General features: G+C 66.1%; 19 protein-coding genes and 2 pseudogenes. 6 read left to right on the top strand and 15 right to left on the bottom strand.

Going from position 1 to position 19,298, the window contains the following annotated elements; genetic code table 11:
* Positions 1-12: 12 nt before the first annotated feature.
* From A5759_RS04570 to A5759_RS04560, 3 genes are all read right to left on the bottom strand, one after another.
* Positions 13-1,140: a site-specific integrase gene (locus tag A5759_RS04570; protein WP_068194433.1), complete on the bottom strand. Its 1,128-nt coding sequence runs from the start codon at positions 1,138-1,140 to the stop codon at positions 13-15.
* A 351-nt stretch (positions 1,141-1,491) separates the two neighbouring features.
* Positions 1,492-3,297, bottom strand: coding sequence for a molybdopterin-dependent oxidoreductase (locus tag A5759_RS04565; RefSeq protein ID WP_082961974.1), 1,806 nt, complete (start codon positions 3,295-3,297; stop codon positions 1,492-1,494).
* Positions 3,298-3,834: 537 nt separating this feature from the next.
* Positions 3,835-4,725 carry an SDR family NAD(P)-dependent oxidoreductase gene (locus A5759_RS04560; protein WP_068194430.1) on the bottom strand — a complete coding sequence of 297 codons (891 nt, stop codon included), beginning with the start codon at positions 4,723-4,725 and terminating at the stop codon, positions 3,835-3,837.
* Positions 4,726-4,799: 74 nt separating this feature from the next.
* On the opposite strand from A5759_RS04560, the gene A5759_RS04555 reads away from it, so the two are divergent.
* A complete protein-coding gene (locus tag A5759_RS04555; protein WP_068194525.1) occupies positions 4,800-5,243 on the top strand; it encodes a nuclear transport factor 2 family protein in 444 nt (147 codons plus the stop codon).
* 13 nt (positions 5,244-5,256) lie between these two features.
* Here A5759_RS04555 and A5759_RS25525 read toward each other — a convergent pair whose 3' ends face one another.
* Entirely contained in the window at positions 5,257-5,511 is a 255-nt protein-coding gene (locus tag A5759_RS25525; protein ID WP_082961973.1) for a hypothetical protein, read from the bottom strand.
* A 132-nt stretch (positions 5,512-5,643) separates the two neighbouring features.
* The gene (locus A5759_RS04550) at positions 5,644-6,528 is read right to left on the bottom strand and encodes an LLM class flavin-dependent oxidoreductase (protein WP_068194427.1); all 885 of its coding nucleotides are present in this window, start codon (positions 6,526-6,528) and stop codon (positions 5,644-5,646) included.
* A 48-nt stretch (positions 6,529-6,576) separates the two neighbouring features.
* On the opposite strand from A5759_RS04550, the gene A5759_RS04545 reads away from it, so the two are divergent.
* The gene (locus tag A5759_RS04545) at positions 6,577-6,990 is read left to right on the top strand and encodes a VOC family protein (RefSeq protein WP_067088758.1); all 414 of its coding nucleotides are present in this window, start codon (positions 6,577-6,579) and stop codon (positions 6,988-6,990) included.
* 3 nt (positions 6,991-6,993) lie between these two features.
* Here the strand turns inward: A5759_RS04545 and A5759_RS04540 are convergent, their stop codons facing one another.
* On the bottom strand, positions 6,994-8,007 hold the full coding sequence (locus A5759_RS04540; RefSeq protein ID WP_068194522.1) for a nitronate monooxygenase: 1,014 nt from the start codon (positions 8,005-8,007) through the stop codon (positions 6,994-6,996).
* 54 nt (positions 8,008-8,061) lie between these two features.
* Here A5759_RS04540 and A5759_RS04535 point away from each other — a divergent pair, with 54 nt between their 5' ends.
* Complete coding sequence (locus A5759_RS04535; protein WP_068194424.1) at positions 8,062-8,454, top strand: VOC family protein; 393 nt, start codon at positions 8,062-8,064, stop codon at positions 8,452-8,454.
* A 15-nt stretch (positions 8,455-8,469) separates the two neighbouring features.
* Here A5759_RS04535 and A5759_RS04530 read toward each other — a convergent pair whose 3' ends face one another.
* The gene (locus A5759_RS04530; protein WP_068194421.1) at positions 8,470-8,946 is read right to left on the bottom strand and encodes an RrF2 family transcriptional regulator; all 477 of its coding nucleotides are present in this window, start codon (positions 8,944-8,946) and stop codon (positions 8,470-8,472) included.
* A gap of 55 nt (positions 8,947-9,001) precedes the next feature.
* On the opposite strand from A5759_RS04530, the gene A5759_RS04525 reads away from it, so the two are divergent.
* Both A5759_RS04525 and A5759_RS04520 read left to right on the top strand, forming a co-directional pair.
* Complete coding sequence (locus A5759_RS04525) at positions 9,002-10,030, top strand: DUF1214 domain-containing protein (protein ID WP_068194418.1); 1,029 nt, start codon at positions 9,002-9,004, stop codon at positions 10,028-10,030.
* On the top strand, positions 10,027-11,235 hold the full coding sequence (locus tag A5759_RS04520; RefSeq protein ID WP_068194415.1) for a sulfotransferase: 1,209 nt from the start codon (positions 10,027-10,029) through the stop codon (positions 11,233-11,235). The genes A5759_RS04525 and A5759_RS04520 overlap by 4 nt, the downstream gene beginning before the upstream one ends.
* Positions 11,236-11,244: 9 nt before the next feature.
* Here the strand turns inward: A5759_RS04520 and A5759_RS04515 are convergent, their stop codons facing one another.
* The 3 genes and pseudogenes from A5759_RS04515 to cysD form a co-directional block, all read right to left on the bottom strand.
* Positions 11,245-11,979: a 3'(2'),5'-bisphosphate nucleotidase CysQ gene (locus A5759_RS04515; RefSeq protein WP_068194412.1), complete on the bottom strand. Its 735-nt coding sequence runs from the start codon at positions 11,977-11,979 to the stop codon at positions 11,245-11,247.
* Complete coding sequence (gene cysN / locus A5759_RS04510) at positions 11,976-13,856, bottom strand: sulfate adenylyltransferase subunit CysN (RefSeq protein WP_068194409.1); 1,881 nt, start codon at positions 13,854-13,856, stop codon at positions 11,976-11,978. The genes A5759_RS04515 and cysN overlap by 4 nt, the downstream gene beginning before the upstream one ends.
* Positions 13,856-14,826 (bottom strand): annotated as a pseudogene (gene cysD / locus A5759_RS04505) (sulfate adenylyltransferase subunit CysD). Before cysD ends, cysN begins: the two are co-directional and overlap by 1 nt.
* A 220-nt stretch (positions 14,827-15,046) precedes the next feature.
* On the opposite strand from cysD, the pseudogene A5759_RS04500 reads away from it, so the two are divergent.
* A pseudogene (locus A5759_RS04500) lies at positions 15,047-15,472 on the top strand (PaaI family thioesterase).
* Between the two features lie 93 nt (positions 15,473-15,565).
* Here A5759_RS04500 and A5759_RS04495 read toward each other — a convergent pair.
* From A5759_RS04495 to A5759_RS26065, 5 genes are all read right to left on the bottom strand, one after another.
* Complete coding sequence (locus tag A5759_RS04495; RefSeq protein ID WP_068194406.1) at positions 15,566-16,057, bottom strand: carbonic anhydrase; 492 nt, start codon at positions 16,055-16,057, stop codon at positions 15,566-15,568.
* A 70-nt stretch (positions 16,058-16,127) separates the two neighbouring features.
* Positions 16,128-17,666: a HAMP domain-containing sensor histidine kinase gene (locus tag A5759_RS04490; RefSeq protein ID WP_068194518.1), complete on the bottom strand. Its 1,539-nt coding sequence runs from the start codon at positions 17,664-17,666 to the stop codon at positions 16,128-16,130.
* Positions 17,644-18,348, bottom strand: a complete 705-nt coding sequence (locus tag A5759_RS04485; protein ID WP_066842504.1) for a response regulator transcription factor — start codon at positions 18,346-18,348, stop codon at positions 17,644-17,646. Before A5759_RS04485 ends, A5759_RS04490 begins: the two co-directional genes overlap by 23 nt.
* Positions 18,349-18,468: 120 nt before the next feature.
* Positions 18,469-18,714, bottom strand: a complete 246-nt coding sequence (locus A5759_RS04480) for a hypothetical protein (RefSeq protein ID WP_064397941.1) — start codon at positions 18,712-18,714, stop codon at positions 18,469-18,471.
* A 154-nt stretch (positions 18,715-18,868) separates the two neighbouring features.
* Complete coding sequence (locus A5759_RS26065; RefSeq protein ID WP_068194403.1) at positions 18,869-19,117, bottom strand: hypothetical protein; 249 nt, start codon at positions 19,115-19,117, stop codon at positions 18,869-18,871.
* Between the last annotated feature and the right edge of the window lie 181 nt (positions 19,118-19,298).

The raw sequence follows: 19,298 nt of genomic DNA, 5'->3' as shown, positions 1-19,298 counted from the left end.
CGTCGCCCGTAGTCATGCCCCGACCTCCTGATCCGCGAGCTTCGACAGGGCGTCGGCGATTATCACGTCCCGGCCGTCGACCTGCTGCTGGTATTGAAGACTCGCCTTGGCCGTCGAGTGGCCCAGCCGCTGCATGGTCTCGACCAGGTTCGCCACCCGTGCCGTCTGTGTTCCGGCGAAGTGCCGCAAATCGTGTATCCGAACCCCTTCGCGCCCAATGGCCTTCAGGGCGGGCCGGAACACCGAATCGGCGAACACCTTGTCGTTGAGATGCCCGCCCCGGCTGTTGGGAAACAGCAACGCGTCCGGCTCCGCAGCCACATGCACATCGAGGTGGTGCTTGACGGCCTCGCGAATGTGCGGCGGCAGCACCACCTTTCGCGGCTTACCCGTTTTCGGGGTGTCGATGTAGGTCTTGCCGTCGCGGCGCGTGACCGAGCGTGCCACGGTGAGGATCTCGCAGCCCTCACTGAGGTCTTGGCGGCGAAGCTCACTGACCTCACCCCACCGCAGACCGCACCACGCCGACAGCAGGATCAGGGCACGCCGGTTGTCCGGCGCGGCCTCAGCCAGCCGCCCCATGTCGCGCACTGACAAGACGACCGGCTCACGCTCGCGGTGGATGTTCATCGCCCCATCGATCTGGCACGGATTCGACGCCAGCAGGCCATCTTTCACCGCCGTCGCCAGGATCGAGTGCAGCAGCCCGTATGCCTGCGAGTTCTGGCGCTTGGTACCCGCGTCCAGCGCCGCGTACCAGCCACGGATCCGCACCGGGGTGATCGAGGTGACCGGCAGCTTGCCCAGTGTCGGCTCGATCAGCCGGGTGAACTGCGACTTGTACAGCGACCGGGTGCGCGGCTTGAGCTTGCGCTGCTCGATCCACTGATCGCCGTAGACGGCCAGCGTCATCCCGGCCACCGTCGCCGCAGCGGCCCGCTCGGCCGGTCGCGTCCACTCCCCGCGCTCGATCAACCGGCGCTCGTTGCCGAGCCAGTGCTCGGCGTCGGTCTTGGCGGTGTAGGTGATCGGCGCGTAGTGCCGTGGCCCGCCCAGCGGCCACACGTAGCTCGCCTGGTATCGCTTCGACCTCATCCGAACGACGTGGCCCCATCCCCGCCGTCCCGGCTTGCCTGCCATCTTGTTTGCCTCCCCTGCACGATCTCTGCACGATCTATGTTTCAACACAGTACCCGCAGTGCCCTTGCTTGCAACGAATGCCACCGTGTGAACGTAAAGGTAGAGGGGCATAAAGGCAGGTTGGCAGCTATCCGGCGATCAAACGAAGCGGCAGATTCGAATCCTGCCGGGGGCACTCAGTCACCACTTCGTGATCAGCCGTCAAGACGTTGATGCGGCTGCATCAAATCGCGACTTCGAGAAATACTCGGATACTTCGCTAATCGGTCGGTTGCAAAGCATCCGCTACCGGGGATCAACCCGTCAGCCGAGTCGACGGCCGTTACGGGATGCCTGGATGGACGTCGTAGGTCAGATCGGCATGCGATATCCGAAGAACTCGTGGTCCTCGTTATAGCCGCCGTGCCCCCATCCGATGTCGCTAATATCTGCCACGAACTCGACGGCCGAAACCCATTTGACCTGTTTGAAGCCAAGTTCGAGTTCATTGCGCACCCGCAACGGCGCGCCGTGGGCCTCGCTGAGCGGTTGGCCGTTCATCTCGTAGGCCAACATCGCCATCGGCGAGCGCATGTGCTCGATCTTGTGGCAGGCGTAGTACCTACCGGTGTTCGGTTCGGCGCCGTCGGCGAAGGAGTAAAACACCACCCACCGCGCCGTAGGAAGCGGACGGACGATGTCGAGAAGGTCGCTCATGCCGACCCCGCCCCACTTGGCCACCCCCGACCAACCCTGAATGCAGTAATGCTGGGTGATCTGCTCCCGTTTCGGCATCGCCAGCAGGGTTCCATAGGACAAGCGCACCGGATTCTCAACGAGCCCTTCGACACGCAGGGAGTACTCCGACCATCCGGATCGCTGCAGCCGCCGGTAGTACTCGGAGTCTGGCAACCGACCGTTCATCCAGAAGTAGGGTGTGATGTCTTTTTCCTGGTAGCTGGCTCGCGAGGTCGTGCGTTCCATTAGATCCTTGGCCCAGCCGACGATGAACCGGCCGGTGCTCTGGACGAGCCGGGGGTACCGGATGGTCAGTGGAGTCGCGATGAGCCATAACAACACCACCACCACAGCGGCTACCCCGACGATCGCCAACGCCCAGTTTGAACGCGTATCGGTCCCCAAAGTGATGTGGTTGAGGTTCTGCACGGCGTCGGTGGCGAGCACCATGGTGACGTGGCAGACGATGAACAGCAGCATCCAACATAGGACGCCGAAGTGGACGGTGCGCGCCACCTGCCGGTTCAGCACACCACGGCCAGTGCCGAACCGCGCGGCCACGGCCGGCGCTTGGAGCAAGCCGGTGAGCAGGGCCAACGGCGCCGCAATGAACACTGTGACGAAGTAGGCCAGGATTTGCAGGCCGTTGTACGTTGTGAAACCCGCGTTGGCCGGGAAATCGAGGGAGGCGTACTGCACCGCGGTGGACAACGCGTTCGGAAAGACGGTCCACGACTGTGGCACGAGCCGCTGCCACTGGCCCGTGCTGAACAGCAGCACGTAGAACACCACGCCGTTGAGCAACCACAACAGGTCAAAGCTGAAGTGCCACCAGCGCGCCAACCCGATCGAATGGCGGATCCCCGGTATCCCCAGCCACTTCGGAAGCGCAACGGCGTCATCTTTCGACGTCCACACCCGCGACGGGTTGCTCTTGTCCATCCGGTCGGGCGGAACCGGGCCGCGCATCCGAAACCATTCGGTACCCGGCCGACATCCTGAGTTCACGTACAACCGTGGGTGGTCGGCGAGTATCTGCAGCCCCGCACGGATGATGAACATCATGAACACGATGTTGAAGAAATGCTGCCAGCGCAGCCAGGCCGGGAAGCCTGATGTTACCGCCGGTGCGTAAGTTGTTGCGGTACCCGGATACTCGATGATGAAGTTTTGCATCCAGGCGTACTGCCGCAACTGTCGTGCTACCAGGACGGCGATCACGATCCCGACGCAGCCCAGCAGCACCAACCATAAGCAGTTGACCCACCGCCGACCGAGCCGAAACGACGGAACATTCGCGCGCACTTGCGGAATGCCGCCGGCGAACTCACGTTCATCGACTCTTTCGAGGCTTGATGTCGGTCGAGCACGCGGATCGAGCAGCGCATCAAGTGGTTCGTTCGCGTTGAGCTCGTCAGCGCGGTGATCGTCGATGGTCATGTGGTGTCCTCCCGGAAGGTCAACACAACCTCACCAACCGTCGACCGCCCCAACGCAATCGGCAGAATCAGCACTTGCGGATAAGTCCGGTCGAGGATGCCGGTCACAGTATCCACGGGAAGTAGCCGTACATCGGATAGTTGTCGACGAACGGCGGGGAGTCGTTGATCTGCGCGTTACCGGGCGACATGCACATGCTTGCCACTCTGGTGGTGGTGCATCTCATCGGGGACGGCTGAATCTGTTGATTACCAACGGATTGAACGGAACTAGCTGTGGGCTCTGCCGGGGGTGCGGCCTGCGCCACCGGCGTTAAGATAACGGCCGCGACGGCTCCGGACGCAAAAAGAGCGGCGAATGATCCAATCTTCATTACCTCTCACCTCCATGCTTATTGAGAGGGGTAATACCAAAGTAACTCTGCTGTATGTGAATTCGCTGTACTGAGCCTGAGTACGTGCATATACCAACGGATGATGAACCTGAGAAGCGAAGGCGCGTCTCGTGCTGCTCGTCGCGTAGATCGCGAGCGGCTGACTATACCGGCAGGCTGGTGCCGGTTTCCTTCTGGGCGAACTCCCACAACCTGCGGGCGTCGTCGTAATCGCACGCGACCGCGCCGCGACCGCTCAGCGTCGGCCCACCCTTCAGCCCGTACCGGCTGTCGATGCCGACATAGCTGCCGGGCGGGATCGGCTCGGTGATGCAGTACAACGTCGGAGCGGCGCCCGCGTCGAGATCGTTGGCGAGCACCCGCGCCACCGTCTTGACCACCCCGTGAAACGCGGCCATGACTGGCTTTTCCGAGACGTTCGACAGGTTGGACGCCACCCAGCCGGGATGCGTGAGGAAGCTGCTGATCGGCGAATCGGCCTCACGCAGCCGGCGGTCGAGCTGCAGCCCCCACCACATCACGGCCAGCTTCGACCGGGCGTAGGCCGGGAACGCCGACCATTTGCTCGAGCGCAGATGCGGGTCGTCAAAATTGAACGTCGCCGACTTGTGCGCGTCGGAGCCCACGTTGATGATCTTCGAGCGCACCCGTGGAAATAGCAGGTTGGTCAACGCGAACGGTCCGAGGAAGTTGGTGCCGAGCGTGATCTCGAAACCGTCGTTGGTCTCGCGCCGGTTCTGCGCGACGAGGCCCGCGTTGTTGATGAGGATGTCGACGTCGCCCTCGAGCAACTCGGGGAAGGCGCGCACCGACGACTGATCGGCGAGGTCGAGTTTGAGCACCGAGGTGTCTCCGCCCATCTCGGCCGCCCGCTGTGCGCCGAGTTCGAGGTTGCGCACGGCGAGGATCACGTGCGCGCCCGCACCGGCCAACGCCCGCGCCGTCGCCAGCCCGACACCGTTCGTCGCGCCGGTGACGACGATCCGCTGTCCGCTGAGATTGCCCAGCCTGCTCGGCGACCAGTTCGTAGCCATCGCACGAGATTAGCGACAACCCCGACACCCGCGATCGTTGACACGACACATCGGTGCTGGTTGTCTACTCGCCGATGAGCGACTCCGCCCGCGAGATCGAGAATCTCGTCTACGCATACGCCGAGCGAATCGATGCCGGCGACCTCGAAGGTGTCGGCGCACTGTTTGCCCACGGGCGGATCAACGCCGTCGAGAACGGACCGCCGGACACGGTGTTCGAGGGTGCGAACCGCGCACGCGAGATGTTCGCAATGGCGGTGCGCCTCTACGACGACGGCACACCGAGGACCAAACACCTGACCACGAACGTCACCGTGCTCGTCGACGACGAGGCCGGTACCGCCCGCGGGAGCGCTTATTACTGCGTCACGCAGGCGACACCGGACCTACCACTGCAGGTCATCGTGACCGGTCGTTACCGCGACACGTTCCACCGCGTCGATGGCGCGTGGTGGTTCGACACTCGCACCATCTTCATCGACCAGGTCGGCGACACCAGCCACCACCTGAAGTTCTAGCGGCGGCCCCGGGTCACCTCCACCACTTCCAGGGCTTGTCCCAATGTCCGGGCGGCGGAACGCCGGGGATATGGGCGATATGCCCGGGCGGCGGAACCCCCGGGATGTGCGCGATATGCCCTGGTGGCGGAACGATATGCCCCGGTCCTGGCGGGTGCCACCAGTGGTCGTCGGCCACCGCCTGGCCCGCGCCGAGGCCTGCGGCGAATCCCAACGCCCCGACCATCACGGCTCCTGCCGCTAACCTCTTCAATCCTGTCATCGTCATCGTGATTTCCTCTCGGCAATCTGCCCCCGCCGCTGCTATGGACGCTCGTATTGCAGTCCAACGCCATGCGACCCTCACGACTTCCCCGACAGACCCATCCTGCCATTCGCGCGGAACCGACCGCCAACCGCCCTACGGCGCGAACTCGCTGATCACCTCGGCGACCTTGCGCACCTGCTCGATGTCCGAACTCGTTGGAATCAGATGAATTTCGTCGGTGCCGATGTCCTCGAACCGGTGTAGAACATCGAGAAGTTCCTGTTCGGTGCCCGCCCAACCCGTCGTGGGCGCCATCGCGTCGACGATGTCGCCGGGGATCCAGTTCATGTACCGCCGCAAATGTCGATGTACCTGTTCGCGGGGCTGTTCACCCTCGCCGATCGCGAACCAGAACGACGTCGCCAGGTGCGGCGCGGGCTTAACGGCCTCGGCCCACGCGGTGCGGGCGACGTCGAACAGTTCGTTCTGTCGGGCGACATCGAGATCGAGCGTCGTACCTGCCAGCCCGTCCGCCCATCCGGCCGCGCTGCGGACGGTCTTCGGCCCGATCGTGCCGACCAACAGTTTGGGTCCGCCGGGCTGAACCGGCACCGGACCGACCGGGAGGACGGATTCGGTGACCTTCTCCCCCGCCCAGATTCTGCGCATCACCGCGACACGATCGGCCATCCCGCGCATTGTTTGGCCGGTCGGGTCCGCGGCCACCGCGCGGTAGTCCTCCTCCCTGCCGCCCACGCCCAGACCGACCGTCAGCCGGCCGCCACAGAGCATGTCGCCGGTGGCCAGCGCCTTGGCCAGCATCACGGGATCGTGCAACTGCGGGACGATGACGGTCGTCACGAGCCGGACGCGCTCGGTCCACACGGCGAGCGCCCCGAGCAACGTCAGCGAATGCGGGTTGTCGAACGCGATGCGCTCACCCCAGCACAGCGACGAGAACGGCCCTTCGTCGATCACGCGGGCCCAGGTCTCGAGCGTCTTCGCATCGAGGTCGGGTTCCATGACCGGCATCGTCATTCCGACTTGCACAACGGCGATTCTGGCACGACTGGCAGCATGTGGGGCATGGCGATCACCACCACGTCCATCGCGCACCTCCGGCTCACGGTCACCGACATCGAACGGTCGCGGGAGTTCTATGAGTCGGTGTTCGGCTGGCGCGTGTTCATCGAGCTTCCGGAGGGCGCCAATGCGGCCACTCGCGAGGCGTTGAGCTTCCTGTACGGCGGCGTCATCTACGACCTAGGTGGCGTCCTGGTCGCTCTGCGGCCCGTGGGAACCGACACCTTTGACGAGGACCGCACCGGCCTCGACCACGTCGCGTTCCGGCTGAACAGCAAGGACGAACTCGATTCCGCCGAAAGCCATCTCGACGATCTCGGCATCGACCACGAACCCATCAAGGACATCGGCCCGATGTACATCCTGGAGTTCCGCGACCCGGACAACATCGCGCTGGAGCTGAGCGCCCCGAAGTGACCCTCAGGTGAGCCTGCCGATGATGTCGGCCACCGAACCCGGCTTCGCGTCGCGGAAGCCCGTACCCGCCCACACGTTCACGCCGTGCGGGTCGCCCGCGCGCACGGCGGCCGCCCGCAACGGGCTGGTCAGGTAGTGCACCTCGGGGTAACCCAGCGGCGCCTCGTCTTCGTGGTCGTCGACGAACCGGTTGCGCAGGCCGCGTGCGTAGCGGCCCGAGAATGCCTTCGTCACAACCGTTTCGGTGAAGGAACGGTCTTGTAGTGCGGCACGGTGCACGGCACTGCTGCCGGCCTCGTCGGCGAGAAGGAACGCGGTGCCCAGTTGTGCGGCCACCGCACCGGCGCACCGCACCCGGTCGATGTCGTCGGCGCTCATCAGGCCTCCCGCGGCGACGACGGGCACGTCGACGTCGGCGATCACCGAAGCCAGCAGTTCGTCCAGCGGGACCTCTGACGGCCGCGCGGTCGGGTCGAACGTGCCGCGGTGGCCTCCGGCACCGGGGCCCTGCACGGCGACCGCATCCACGCCGCGGGCCACCGCCTGCTGCGCTTCGGCGAGCGTGGTCACGGTGCCGACCGTGGTGATGCCGGCCGCGCGCAACCGCTGTATCTCCTCGGCGCTGGGCAGACCGAAGGTGAACGACGCCACCGCGGGCTTGAGGTCGGCCAAGACGTCGATCTTGGCCGCCCAGGCGTCGTCATCGAACCGGGGCTCACCGAGCGTGGCGCCGTAGCGTTCGGCGTCGCGGATCAGTGCCTGCGTATAGCGGGCGATCGTCTCGGGATCGGCGGCGCTGGGCTGCGATGCGAACAGGTTCGCACCCACCGGGCCGGTTGTCAGCCGCTGTGTCGCACTGAGGCGTTCGCCGAACACCTCGGCGGTCAGGTAACCGGCGGCGACGAAACCCAGTCCGCCTGCCCTGGTTCCCGCGGCGGCGAGTTGCGGCGTGGAGGGGCCGCCCGCCATCGGGGCCACGATGACGGGATGTTCAAGTTCCCTGAAGTCGAAGGTCACGCGTCCATCGTGCATCGTTGTCGGCGCGCCACCGCGGTGGTTGACTGAATCGGTATGGCCATCACCTTCAACCACACCATCGTGGCCTCGAAAGACCGCGAGGAATCGGCCCGGTTCTTCACCGAGTTGTTCGGGTTGCCCCCTGCCCGGGAGTTTGGTCACTTTCTGGTCGTGGACCTGGCGCACGACGCCAGCCTCGATTACGCCCAAGTCGGCCCGGACGAGGACATCCGTCCGCAGCACTACGCATTCCTGGTGTCCGAGGACGAGTTCTCCGACATCTACGACCGCGTCCTGGCGCGCGGCCTGCAGCACTGGGCAGATCCGCGGGGCATGCGCCCGGGCGAGATCAACCACAACGACGGCGGTCGCGGTGTCTACTTCCAGGACCCGGCGGGCCACTATCTCGAGATCATCACCCGGCCCTACGGTTCCGGCGCGACCTGACCCGCGCCAACGAGGCTAGTTCAGCGAGTGTCCCCGCTTGGTCTCCTGATCGCGGTAGTCGTCGGCGAGCTTGCGGACGCGCTTGGGCAGCGCATCGGCGGCCACGTCGGCGATGCTCGTCTGCTCGAGCACCGATCGCATGCTTGCGCGCAGTGCACGCCAGACGTCGGTCAGCGGCGTCGTCGGGCCCGTATAGGGCAGATCTCCCAGTCCGATGTCACGAACGCTGGCCAGCGGGCCGTCGATGCAACGCAGCACGTCGGCGATGCTGATGTCTTTCGCCGGGCGGGCCAACTCGTAGCCGCCTTCGCGGCCGCGGTGGCTGCGCACGAGTCGATCGGTGCGCAGGGCGGACAGGATGTCGACGAGGAACTGCGGAGGAATGCCCTGCGCCTTGGCCAGGTCGTCGGTGGTGACGAGGACACCGTCGTCGGCGGTGGCCAGTTGCACCATCGCGCGGACGGCGTACTCCGCTTTGGCCGACATACGCATCTGAAGGATTCTGCCACTGACCGCGTGCACGACCCGGTTGGTACGTTCGGCAGCTATGGCGGGTGAGGGTTGGCGGACACTGGTCGACGGGATGCGCACGGCCGGGGAGACGCTGGCCGAGTTCACCGAAGGGCTCGACCCGAGCGAACAGGCCGACGGCCAGCGGGCACTGACGCGGGCCCTCAACAATCTGCTGGGCCGCCTCGAAGTCGACCGCGATCGCCCGGAACTGGTGCCGTTCAACGGTTGGCGGGAGAAGTTCTTCATGGACAATCCCGACTTCCGGTATTGGATCACCGACATTCGCGACAACCGGACCTACCGAATCTCGGGCAACGTCGGAGACTCGGTGTACCAGTCGATCACGGTGTACAGCGGGACCGGTGTCGCCGACGCGGCAGCTGTGGCACGCCTGGAGACCGGCGACCTGGAGATCGATTCCGACGGGAAGTTCACCGCCACGCTGGCGGACCTGCCGCCGGGGTCGTCGTCGGTGTGGGTGCGCTATGCGCACCACAGCTCGGATCCGGCAAGCCCCGGCTGGTGCCACATCGAGGTGCTCGACGCCGACGACACACCCCCTTCCCCTACTGATCTGGACCGCGGGCTCTCGCGGCTGGGCACCGTGATCGCCAACGTGACCAACGTTTTCGAACTGTCGACAGCCGCCGACTTGAAAGCACCGAACGGCGTGCGGCACTGGTCGGCGATGGCCGGGGGCGCAGCGTTCACCGAGCCGGGCATCCACTACGTTCGCGGCGCATGGCAGTTGGCCGACGGTGAGGCGTTGGTGCTCGAAGGCTCGGTGCCGGCGTGTCGGCACTGGAACATCGTGCTGTACAACCGCTTCCTCAACTCGCTGGACCACCGTCACCGCACCGTCACCCGTACCGCGGCCTCGACCACCCTGACCGATGGCAGGTTTCGGTTCGTACTCGCGGCGGAGAACCCGGGTGTCGACGGCTACGACTGGCTCGACACCGAGGGCCGGCCCTTCGGGCTGTTCGTCCTGCGGTTCCTCCACCCCGTCGGAGAACCGGAACTGCCCACGGCGCGCCGGATCCGGCTGGAGGAGCTGCGATGACGTGGCGGCCGCCGCGGCGCACCGAAGTGGCCGAGCAGATCTACACCGAGGCGGCCAAGGACCGGGCCGAGAATCCGCACCGCTACCGGTTCGACGCCCAACGTGTGGTTGAACGGGCATGCCGGCGTGGCGAATACACCCCTGAGCAGTTCGCGCCCGGATGGGCCGACGGGTTGGACGCCTTCCTGGGCTCGGCCGACCAGGACGGCAGGCTCAACGCCCTCGGCATCCGGATGGCGCTGCAGTCGGCGACCGGAAGGCTGCTCGCGGGTGCGCGGATTGCGCAGTGCCGTGCTGCGCGGCGCGATCTGTGCGACGCCGCGTTGCCCCCGCCGATCGTGATCATCGGCGGGTGGCGCACCGGCACGACGTTTTTGTTCCGCCTGCTGGGCACCGACCCTCGTCTGCGCGCACCGCTGCCTGCCGAATTGGTATCGCCCTGGCTGTTCATCGAACCCTTCCGTCCCGACCCCACCGAGGTGAGCGCGACGGCCAGCCAACTGCTGCATACGCTCAACCCGGACATGGCGATCGTGCATCCGTCCGGTCCGTCGCTGCCCGAGGAGTGCGTGCTCGCGATGGGCACCGACCTGCGCAACTGGGGCTTCACGTCGATGATGCGGTTGCCGGGCTACGCCGAATGGCTTGCCGCGCAGGACTTCACCGGGTCCTACGCGCGCTACCGCGAGGCACTGCAACTGCTGGCCCGCCACGACGACCGTCGATTCGTGCTCAAGGCTCCCGCGCACACCGCCGAGTTGGACCACCTGATCGAGACGTTTCCGGGGTTGGTGGTTGTGCAGATCCACCGCAACATCGTGGCGACGCTGACCTCGGGCGCAAGCCTGTTCGCGGTGTACCGCAGCACCTACAGCGACGATGTCGACGCGTTCGAGGTGGGCCGCCAACAGGTCACGCAGAGCGAGCTGTGGTTCCGGCGTGCCCTCCAGGTGCGCGACCGGACGCCGACGCATGCGGCGACGTTCGTCGACATCGACTACCGCGACCTGGTGTCGTCACCGAAAACGGCCCTGCAGCATGTCTATTCAGCCGCCGGAATGACTCCGCCCGAGGATCTCGACGCATTGGTCGATGAGTACAACCGCGCCAATCCCCGCGACGGGAAGGGCCAACACCGTTACACCCCGGAGGAGTTCGGTCTGATTCCCGAGCAGATCCGGGAACGATTCGCGTTCCTGGACTAGGGTTTCGGGCTAGTCGGCCGCGGTGACCCGCAGCACCGCGTCGGCCAGTTCGGGCCGGCACACCACCAAGTCGGGCAGTAGCGGATCGCGGCGGTTGTAGGACAGCGGCGACCCGTCGATTCGTGAGGTGTGCAGCCCGGCGGCGCGGGCGACGGCGACCGGGGCTGCCGAGTCCCACTCGTACTGGCCTCCCGCATGCACATAGACATCCGTGCGTCCCTGCACGACGGAGGCGACCTTCGCTCCGGCCGACCCCATTTCGACCAACGTGCCGCCCAGCGCGTCGCGCACCGCGAGCGCGATGGCCGGAGGCCGCGTGCGCGACACAACGATCCGCGGCGTCTCGGGTTGCGGCGGGGGCGGCGTGACCGTCGGCGTGGCCAGCGTCATACCCTGCGCCGGGAGCGCGACGGCCCCGGCCACCAGTCCTCCTGCCTGCCAGAGGGCAACGTGCACCGCCCAGTCGTCGCGTCCGAGTTCGGAGAATTCCCGGGTGCCGTCGAGGGGGTCGACGATCCAGACACGTTGGGCGGTCAGGCGCACCGGGTCGTCGGCGCCCTCCTCCGACAGCACCGCGTCGTCTGGCCGCTCCGTCGCCAGCGCTTCGGTCAGGAAATCGTGGGAGCGTTTGTCTCCGGCGGCTTTTCGTTCGGCGGCGGTCGCGTCGGCGAGCTCGTCCCGGACGTCGAGCAGAAGCTTTCCGGCCGCCGTGGCCAGCCGGGCGGCGAGATCGTGATCGCTCACTGGCGACTTTCGAGCAGCTCGATGACCATGTCCGCGAGCTCCTCGGGATCGCGTTCGGGTGTCAGGCGCAGGTCAGGATTCTTCGGCCGCTGATAAGGGCTGTCGATGCCGGTGAAGTGAGTGATCTCACCAGCACGGGCCTTGGCGTACAAGCCCTTCGGATCGCGTCGCTCACAGTCCTCCAGCGGGGTGTCGCAGAACACCTCGAAGAAGTCGAGCCCGGCCTCGGTGGTCACCTTTCGGGCCAGGGCCCGGTGCTCCTCGAGCGGGCTGATCGCGGGCACCAGCACAACCTGTCCGGAGTCGGCGAGGATCGCCGCGACGTGGGCCAGCCTGCGCTGGTTCTCGGCGCGGTCTGCCATCGAGAAACCGAGGTCGGCGTTGAGACCGTGACGCAGGTTGTCACCGTCGAGAACATAGGCGGGAACGCCCTTTTCGATCAGCTTCTGCTCGACGAGCATCGCCACCGACGACTTGCCGGAGCCCGACAGGCCGGTGAACCACACGGTCCTGCCCTTGCTCAGCCGGTCCTCGGCCTTGCACAGCGACTCGTGCCGGACGGTGTTGGGGCTCGAGGTGCGGGCGGTCACCTGCGGCAGGATCATGCCGGCGGCGACCGTGCCGTTGGTGTTCGGGTCGATCAGGATGAACGAGCCGGTGGTCGCGTTGCGGCTGTACTCGTCGAGCAGCAGCGGCTGTTGTGTGCGCAGCGAGATGCGGCCCAGCTCATTGAGTTTGAGCGCGGTGACGTCCTTGTCCCGGTGCAGCGTGTTGACGTCGAGGCGGTAGTCCAGCGCCGTGACCCGCGTCCGCGTGGTGCGGGTGGTGTGCTTGATGACGTAGTCGCGGCCGGGTTCCAGCGCGGAGCCGTCGGCCATCCAGCAGACGGTGGCATCGAACTCCTGCGCCACCCGCGGCTGGTTGTTCGGACGTGCGATGAGATCGCCGCGCGAGATGTCGATGTCGTCGGTGAGGCTGATCGCCACCGCCATCGGAGGAAACGCCTCATCGATCGGACCGGCGGGTCCCTCGATCGCCGCGATCCGTGACGTCAGCCCCGCGGGAAGCACGACGACCTCGTCGCCGACCTTCATCACGCCGCCGGCGACGGTGCCCGCATAGCTGCGGTGGTCGTGATGCTCCAAGGATTGCGGACGGATCACGTACTGAACAGGAAACCGCACGTCGACGAGGTTGCGGTCGCCGGCGATGTAGACCTCTTCGAGGTGGTTCAGCAGCGGCGGACCCTCGTACCACGGGGTGTTGTCGGATTTGGTGACGACGTTGTCGCCGTTGAGTGCCGACAGTGGGATCGTCGTCACGTCGTGGATGTCCAGGCGGGCGGCGAAGTCATGAAAGTCGTCGCGAATCTTCTCGAAACGCTCTCTGTCCCAATCGATCAGGTCCATCTTGTTCACCGCGAGCACGATGTGCCGGATGCCGAGCAGCGACGCGAGGAACGCGTGGCGCCGCGACTGCTCGAGCAGACCGTGGCGCGCGTCGACCAGGACGATCGCCAATTGTGCGGTGGACGTACCGGTCACCATGTTGCGGGTGTACTGGATGTGGCCGGGGGTGTCGGCGATGATGAATTTGCGCTTGGGCGTTGCGAAGTAACGGTAGGCGACGTCGATCGTGATGCCCTGCTCACGCTCGGCCCGCAGGCCGTCGGTCACCAGCGCCAGGTCGGTGTAGTCGTGACCGCGTTCCTTGGAAGTCCGCTCGACCGAGGCCAGTTGGTCTTCCATGACGGCCTTGGAGTCGAACAGCAGCCGTCCGATGAGGGTCGACTTGCCGTCGTCGACGGAACCCGCGGTGGCGATTCGCAGCAGCGTCGCGGCGGTCCGGGTGGTGGGCCGCTCGGTGGTGCGAGTCATCAGAAGTAGCCCTCTCGCTTGCGGTCTTCCATACCGGCCTCGGAGATGCGGTCGTCGGCGCGGGTGGCGCCGCGTTCGGTGAGCCGCGAGACCGCCGTCTCGGCGATGACCTCGGAAACCGTTGCGGCGTGCGACTCCACGCAGCCGGTGCAGGTGACGTCGCCGACGGTGCGGAACCGGACGGTCTTCTCGACGATCTCCTCGTCCTTGCGGGGCTGCAGGTACTTGTGCACGGCCAGCAGCATGCCGTCGCGCTCGAACACCTTGCGGCGGTGGGCGTAGTAGATCGACGGCAGCTTGATCTTCTCGGCGCCGATGTAGGACCAGATGTCGAATTCGGTCCAGTTCGACAGCGGGAACACGCGGATGTGCTCGCCCTTGTGGTGGCGGCCGTTGTAGAGGTTCCACAGCTCGGGCCGCTGGGCCTTCGGATCCCATTGGCCGAACTCGTCGCGGAAGGAGAACACCCGCTCCTTGGCGCGTGCCTTCTCCTCGTCGCGGCGGGCGCCGCCGAACGCGGCGTCGAACTTGTTCTCGCGGATCGCGCGCAGCAGGGTCACCGTCTGCAGCGGGTTGCGCGACGGGATCGTCTCGACCACGCGGCCGGCGTCGATATCGTCTTGCACCTTGGCCACGACCAGCCGAACACCGAACTCCTCGACGAGCTCATCGCGGGTCTGCAGCACTTCGTCGAAGTTGTGTCCGGTGTCGACGTGCATGACCGGGAACGGCAGCCGCCCCGGGCGGAACGCCTTGAGCGCCAGATGCAGCATCACGATGGAGTCTTTGCCGCCGGAGAACAGCAGCACGGGCCGCTCGAACTCGGCGGCGACCTCACGGATGATGTGGATGGCTTCGGCTTCCAGGGACCGCAGATGGCTGAGCTCATAGCGCCCCGCGTTGAGCTGTTCGCTCGTGGTCGTCATGATTTCCTCGTAAAGTTGGTAGGAATGACCATATTTACGATCATTACCCGATATTAGACACCGCTGCCGCCCGGAGTGTCAACGCGACCGGTCGGTGCCCCGCTTCCCTTTCGTGCCTCCCCTTCGTGGCGCGAGCGTGCGTGTTTGCCCAGGACACACCGCCAAAAGTCGACAGTTTGGCCGCGCTCAAGGGAACGCGAGCGTGCGCTCAACGCTTACCCGCGAGGTAATTGCTTCGACGCGCCCAGTGCCGATACTCGACCCATGACCACCACTTCCCCGCCCCGGACGGGTGACGATGTCATGGCGCAGTTCATCCCGCAGTCCCCGTTCGTCGCGAAACTCGGCATCGTCGCCGAGCGACTCGACGGCGACGCGATCCGATTGCGACTGCCGTAGGATGAGTCGAACGTGACCGTCGGCGACATGGTGCACGGCGGCGCGATTGCGGCGTTGGCGGACGTCGCGGTGATGGCCGCGGCGTGGTCGCAAGCCGAGGTGCCGAAGTCACTGCGCGGGGTCACCACGTCGATGTCGATGCAGTTTCTGGCGCCCGCTCGCGCCTGTGACCTGGTCGCCATCGGGCGGGTGCTGCGGCGAGGCAAGACGTTGGTGAACTGCGAAGTCGACGTCGTGACCGTCGACGGCGATGCCGTGGCGAAGGCGATCGCGACCTACAAGGTCGGTTAGCGGTCACTCGCGAGCGGTGAGCGACCGCAAAATGCCGGAATTTGGCGGCGTTTCGTGTACAGACACGGTCGCTCGCGGCAGTGAGAAAAGGGGCTACGGGGTGACTTCGGTGAGCCGGCCGGTCGCTACGTCGAAGATGAACCCGCGCACCGACTCGTGCTTGGTGACGAACGGGCTCGCCTCGATCCGTCGAAGTGACTGCCGCACGTCCACTTCGAGGTCGATGAATGACTCGGCCGCCCACTCGGGCTTGATGCCGATCTCGTCCTGGATCTGCTGTTTGAAACCGTCGTCGGTGAAGGTCAGCATGCCGCAGTCGGTGTGGTGGATCAGGATGATCTCTTTAGTGCCGAGCAGCCGCTGGCTGATGGCCAGCGAGCGGATCTCGTCGTCGGTGATGACCCCGCCGGCGTTGCGGATGACGTGGGCCTCACCGTCGCCCAGACCGAGAATCCGGTAAACGTCGAGACGGGCATCCATGCACGCCACCACCGCAACGTGCTTGCTCGGCGGCAGCGGCAGCGGACCGGAGAACGTCTTCGCGTACTCCTCGTTGTTCTTCAGATATTCGTCGGTCACAGACATCCGTCGACCATATAACCGCGCCCCCGAGAAGAGGCCCAAGAAAATCAGGCCGATCGAATGAAGGAGCAGATCACCGGCTGGGCAAGGTCACCACGAAGCGGGTGTCGCCGGGGGCGCTGACCACCTCGATGGTGCCGCGGTGGGCCTTGACGACGGCGGCCACGATCGCCAACCCGAGGCCGGTCCCCCCGTCGCGACGAGACCGTGACGAGTCGCCGCGAGCGAACCTCTCGAAGATCTCGGGCTGCAGCCACCCGGGGATTCCGGGGCCGTCGTCGGCGACGGTCAGCACCGCAGACCCGTCATCGGCCACGCGCAAAGAGGTCGTCACCGACGTGCCGGGCGGAGTGTGCGTACGCGCGTTGGCAAGCAGGTTCGCCAGCACCTGGTGCAGGCGTGCCTGATCGCCGACCACGACGACGGGCTCCTCGGGGAGATCGAGCTGCCACCGATGGTCCGGCCCGGCGACGTGGGCATCGCCGACAGCGTCGAGGATCAATCGGGAAAGATCCACCGACTCGCTCTGTAGCGGGCGCCCTGTGTCGAGCCTCGTCAGCAGCAGCATGTCTTCGACCAGTTCGGTCATGCGCCGCGTCTCGGACTCCACTCGGTTCATTGCGTGGGCGACGTCATCGGGGACGTCATCGCGTTTGCGTTGCGCCAGTTCGGTATAGCCGCGGATGGCGGCCAGCGGCGTGCGGAGCTCATGGCTGGCGTCCGCGACGAACTGGCGCACGCGTGTCTCGCTGGCGTGGCGCGCCGACAACGCCGACGCGATCCGGTCCAGCATCCGGTTCAGCGCGGAGCCCAGCTGTCCGACCTCGGTATGTTCGCCGGCCGGGTCGACTTTCACGATCGGCGTCGGTAATCGTACTTCGCCGCGGTCGAGCTCGAGATCGGCGACCTGGCGTGCCGCATCGGAAACCCTTGCCAACGGCGCGAGTTGGCGGCGGATGATCACGACGCCTGCCGTCGTCCCGCCGATCAACGCGGTCGCCCCGACCACGCAGAAGATGATCGCGACGGTGAACAACGTGTCGTCGACGTCGGAGGTGGGCAGCCCGATCACGATCGTGTCGCCGCGTCGGGGCGAATGCATTGCGACCACCCGGTAGCGGCCGAGCCCGTCGAGGTCGATGGTGGTCGGCGAGTCCGGCGCCACGCGCGCGAGTTGTTGTGCTGCGGCCGTGCTGATCTGGCTGCGGGTGCCGTCTGCTTTGATCACGCCGGCGTCGACCGGGGTGTCGCCCGACACGACCGCGCCGACGGTGCGGGCTGCCTGCCCCGGCGCGTTGAGAAACGCGGGCCCCGGCCCGAGATCGTCTCGGATCATCATGCGATGACGAAAACCCGGTCGTGGCACTCCCGGCGGCCCCGGAGGCGGGCCGAACTCGAACAGGCCGGCCGACCGTCGAGCCGTCTCGGCCAAACGCCCATCGAGTTGGTTGACCAGAAAGTGTTGCAGCGCAAGGACGGTCCCCATCCCGACCGACGCGCACACCAGTGCAAGCAACACGATTTGCGAAGCGAGCAGCCGAGCGCGCAACGACCACGTCCGCGGCCAGCGGATCCGCGTCGACGGCCCGTCAGCGCGCGGGCTTGAGGACATACCCGGCACCGCGCAGGGTGTGGATCATCGGCGCTCGCCCGTTGTCGATCTTCTTTCTCAGGTACGAGACGTACAACTCGACGACGTTCGAGCGGCCGCCGAAGTCGTAACTCCATACGCGATCGAGGATCTGCGCCTTGCTCAGCACGCGTTTGGGATTGCGCATCATGAACCGCAGCAGCTCGAATTCGGTCGCGGTCAAGGTGATCAGCTCACCGCCGCGCGTCACCTCGTGGCTGTCCTCGTCGAGCACCAGGTCACCGACGACGATCTTCGCGCCGTCCGGTTCTGTGGCCACACCGGTGCGCCTCAGCAGCCCGCGCAGGCGCAGGACCACTTCCTCGATGCTGAACGGTTTGGTGACGTAATCGTCGCCGCCTGCGGTCAACCCCGCGATGCGATCCTCCACCGAATCCTTGGCGGTCAACAGCAGCAGCGGTAACCCGGGAATCTGCTCGCGCAGTCTGCGCAGCACGTCGAGGCCGCTCATATCCGGCAGCATCACGTCGAGCACCACGACGTCGGGCGCGGTCTGGCGCGCCGAGGCGATGGCCGAAGCCCCGTCGGCGGCGGTCGTGATGGTCCAGCCCTCGTAGCGCAGGGCCATCGACATCAGCTCGGCGAGCACCGGTTCGTCGTCGACAACCAGTACGTGGATCGGTGTGCCGTCGGCGCGACGCATGACGACTCGGCCCGAGTCCTGCTCGCTCACGCCGAGGGTCGCCACGGCTCCATTATCGCGGCCCCCATGAGGAGCGGCTGTGCGCGTCCTTTGTGCCGGCTGTGAGACCGCCCGGCTCGGTTAGCCGGTCGGCGCCGGTTCGGCGGTCACCGGCGGCGTGGCCACCGACGTCGTGGGGGTTTCGGGAGCCTTGCTATCGGTGACCGTCTCGCCGGTCGTGATCTCCGACGTCGTCACCGGTCCCGGGGTCACGGGTGGTTCGTCATCCTGGGCGGCCGTGGTGGAGGCGACCGAGAAGGCCCCCATCGCGAGCAGGGCACTGGTCCCGACCGCTGCCGAGAACAACTTGACCTGTTTCGTGTTCACTTCGGTCTCCGTTTGGTCCGGCGGGCGCGATCGCCGTCGCGGCCCGTCTAACAGCGCAAACAGGGTTTCGTCGTCGAACCCTCAGGTGGTGGATAACCGAACGGAAGCCCGGCGAAACGGGCCGGTCACACGGCCCCACGTGTTGGGCGGCCGCTCACCTCTTCACGGCGAACGGCGCAGGGCCCTTGATGGTCGGCTCCGCCCTGCCCACGCCGGGCGCCTTGGACGGTGTGGTCTGAGTGTCCGTTGCGCCGACGGTCATCCTCGGAATCGCGATCGAAGTCGGGTCGGACGTTTGGTCGACCGCCGTGCCGAGCGCCGTCAACGCGACGATCGCGGCGCAGCCGAGAACCGCAGAGATAGCTTTGAAGTGAATTGTTCGTCGCTTCCCGTCACGAACCACTTGAGTCACTCCATTCGTGGTTACCCAGTCGCCCCGTCGGCGCGGCCATCGGTCAAACTCAGTTGCGCATTCACTGAACAGGGCGTTCCTGCGAGCGTGCTGAACCCTGGGTGCGTATTCGCCAAATCGCGCAGCTTGCCGCGCTCCACGGCCCGCATACCGGCCATCGCGGCAGTAATCT

This window comes from Mycobacterium sp. 852014-52144_SCH5372336 (assembly GCF_001665615.1).
Lineage (GTDB): Bacteria > Actinomycetota > Actinomycetes > Mycobacteriales > Mycobacteriaceae > Mycobacterium > Mycobacterium neumannii_A.
The sequence above is the reverse complement of the archived record's forward strand: the minus strand, read 5'-3'. Positions and strand labels throughout refer to the sequence as shown.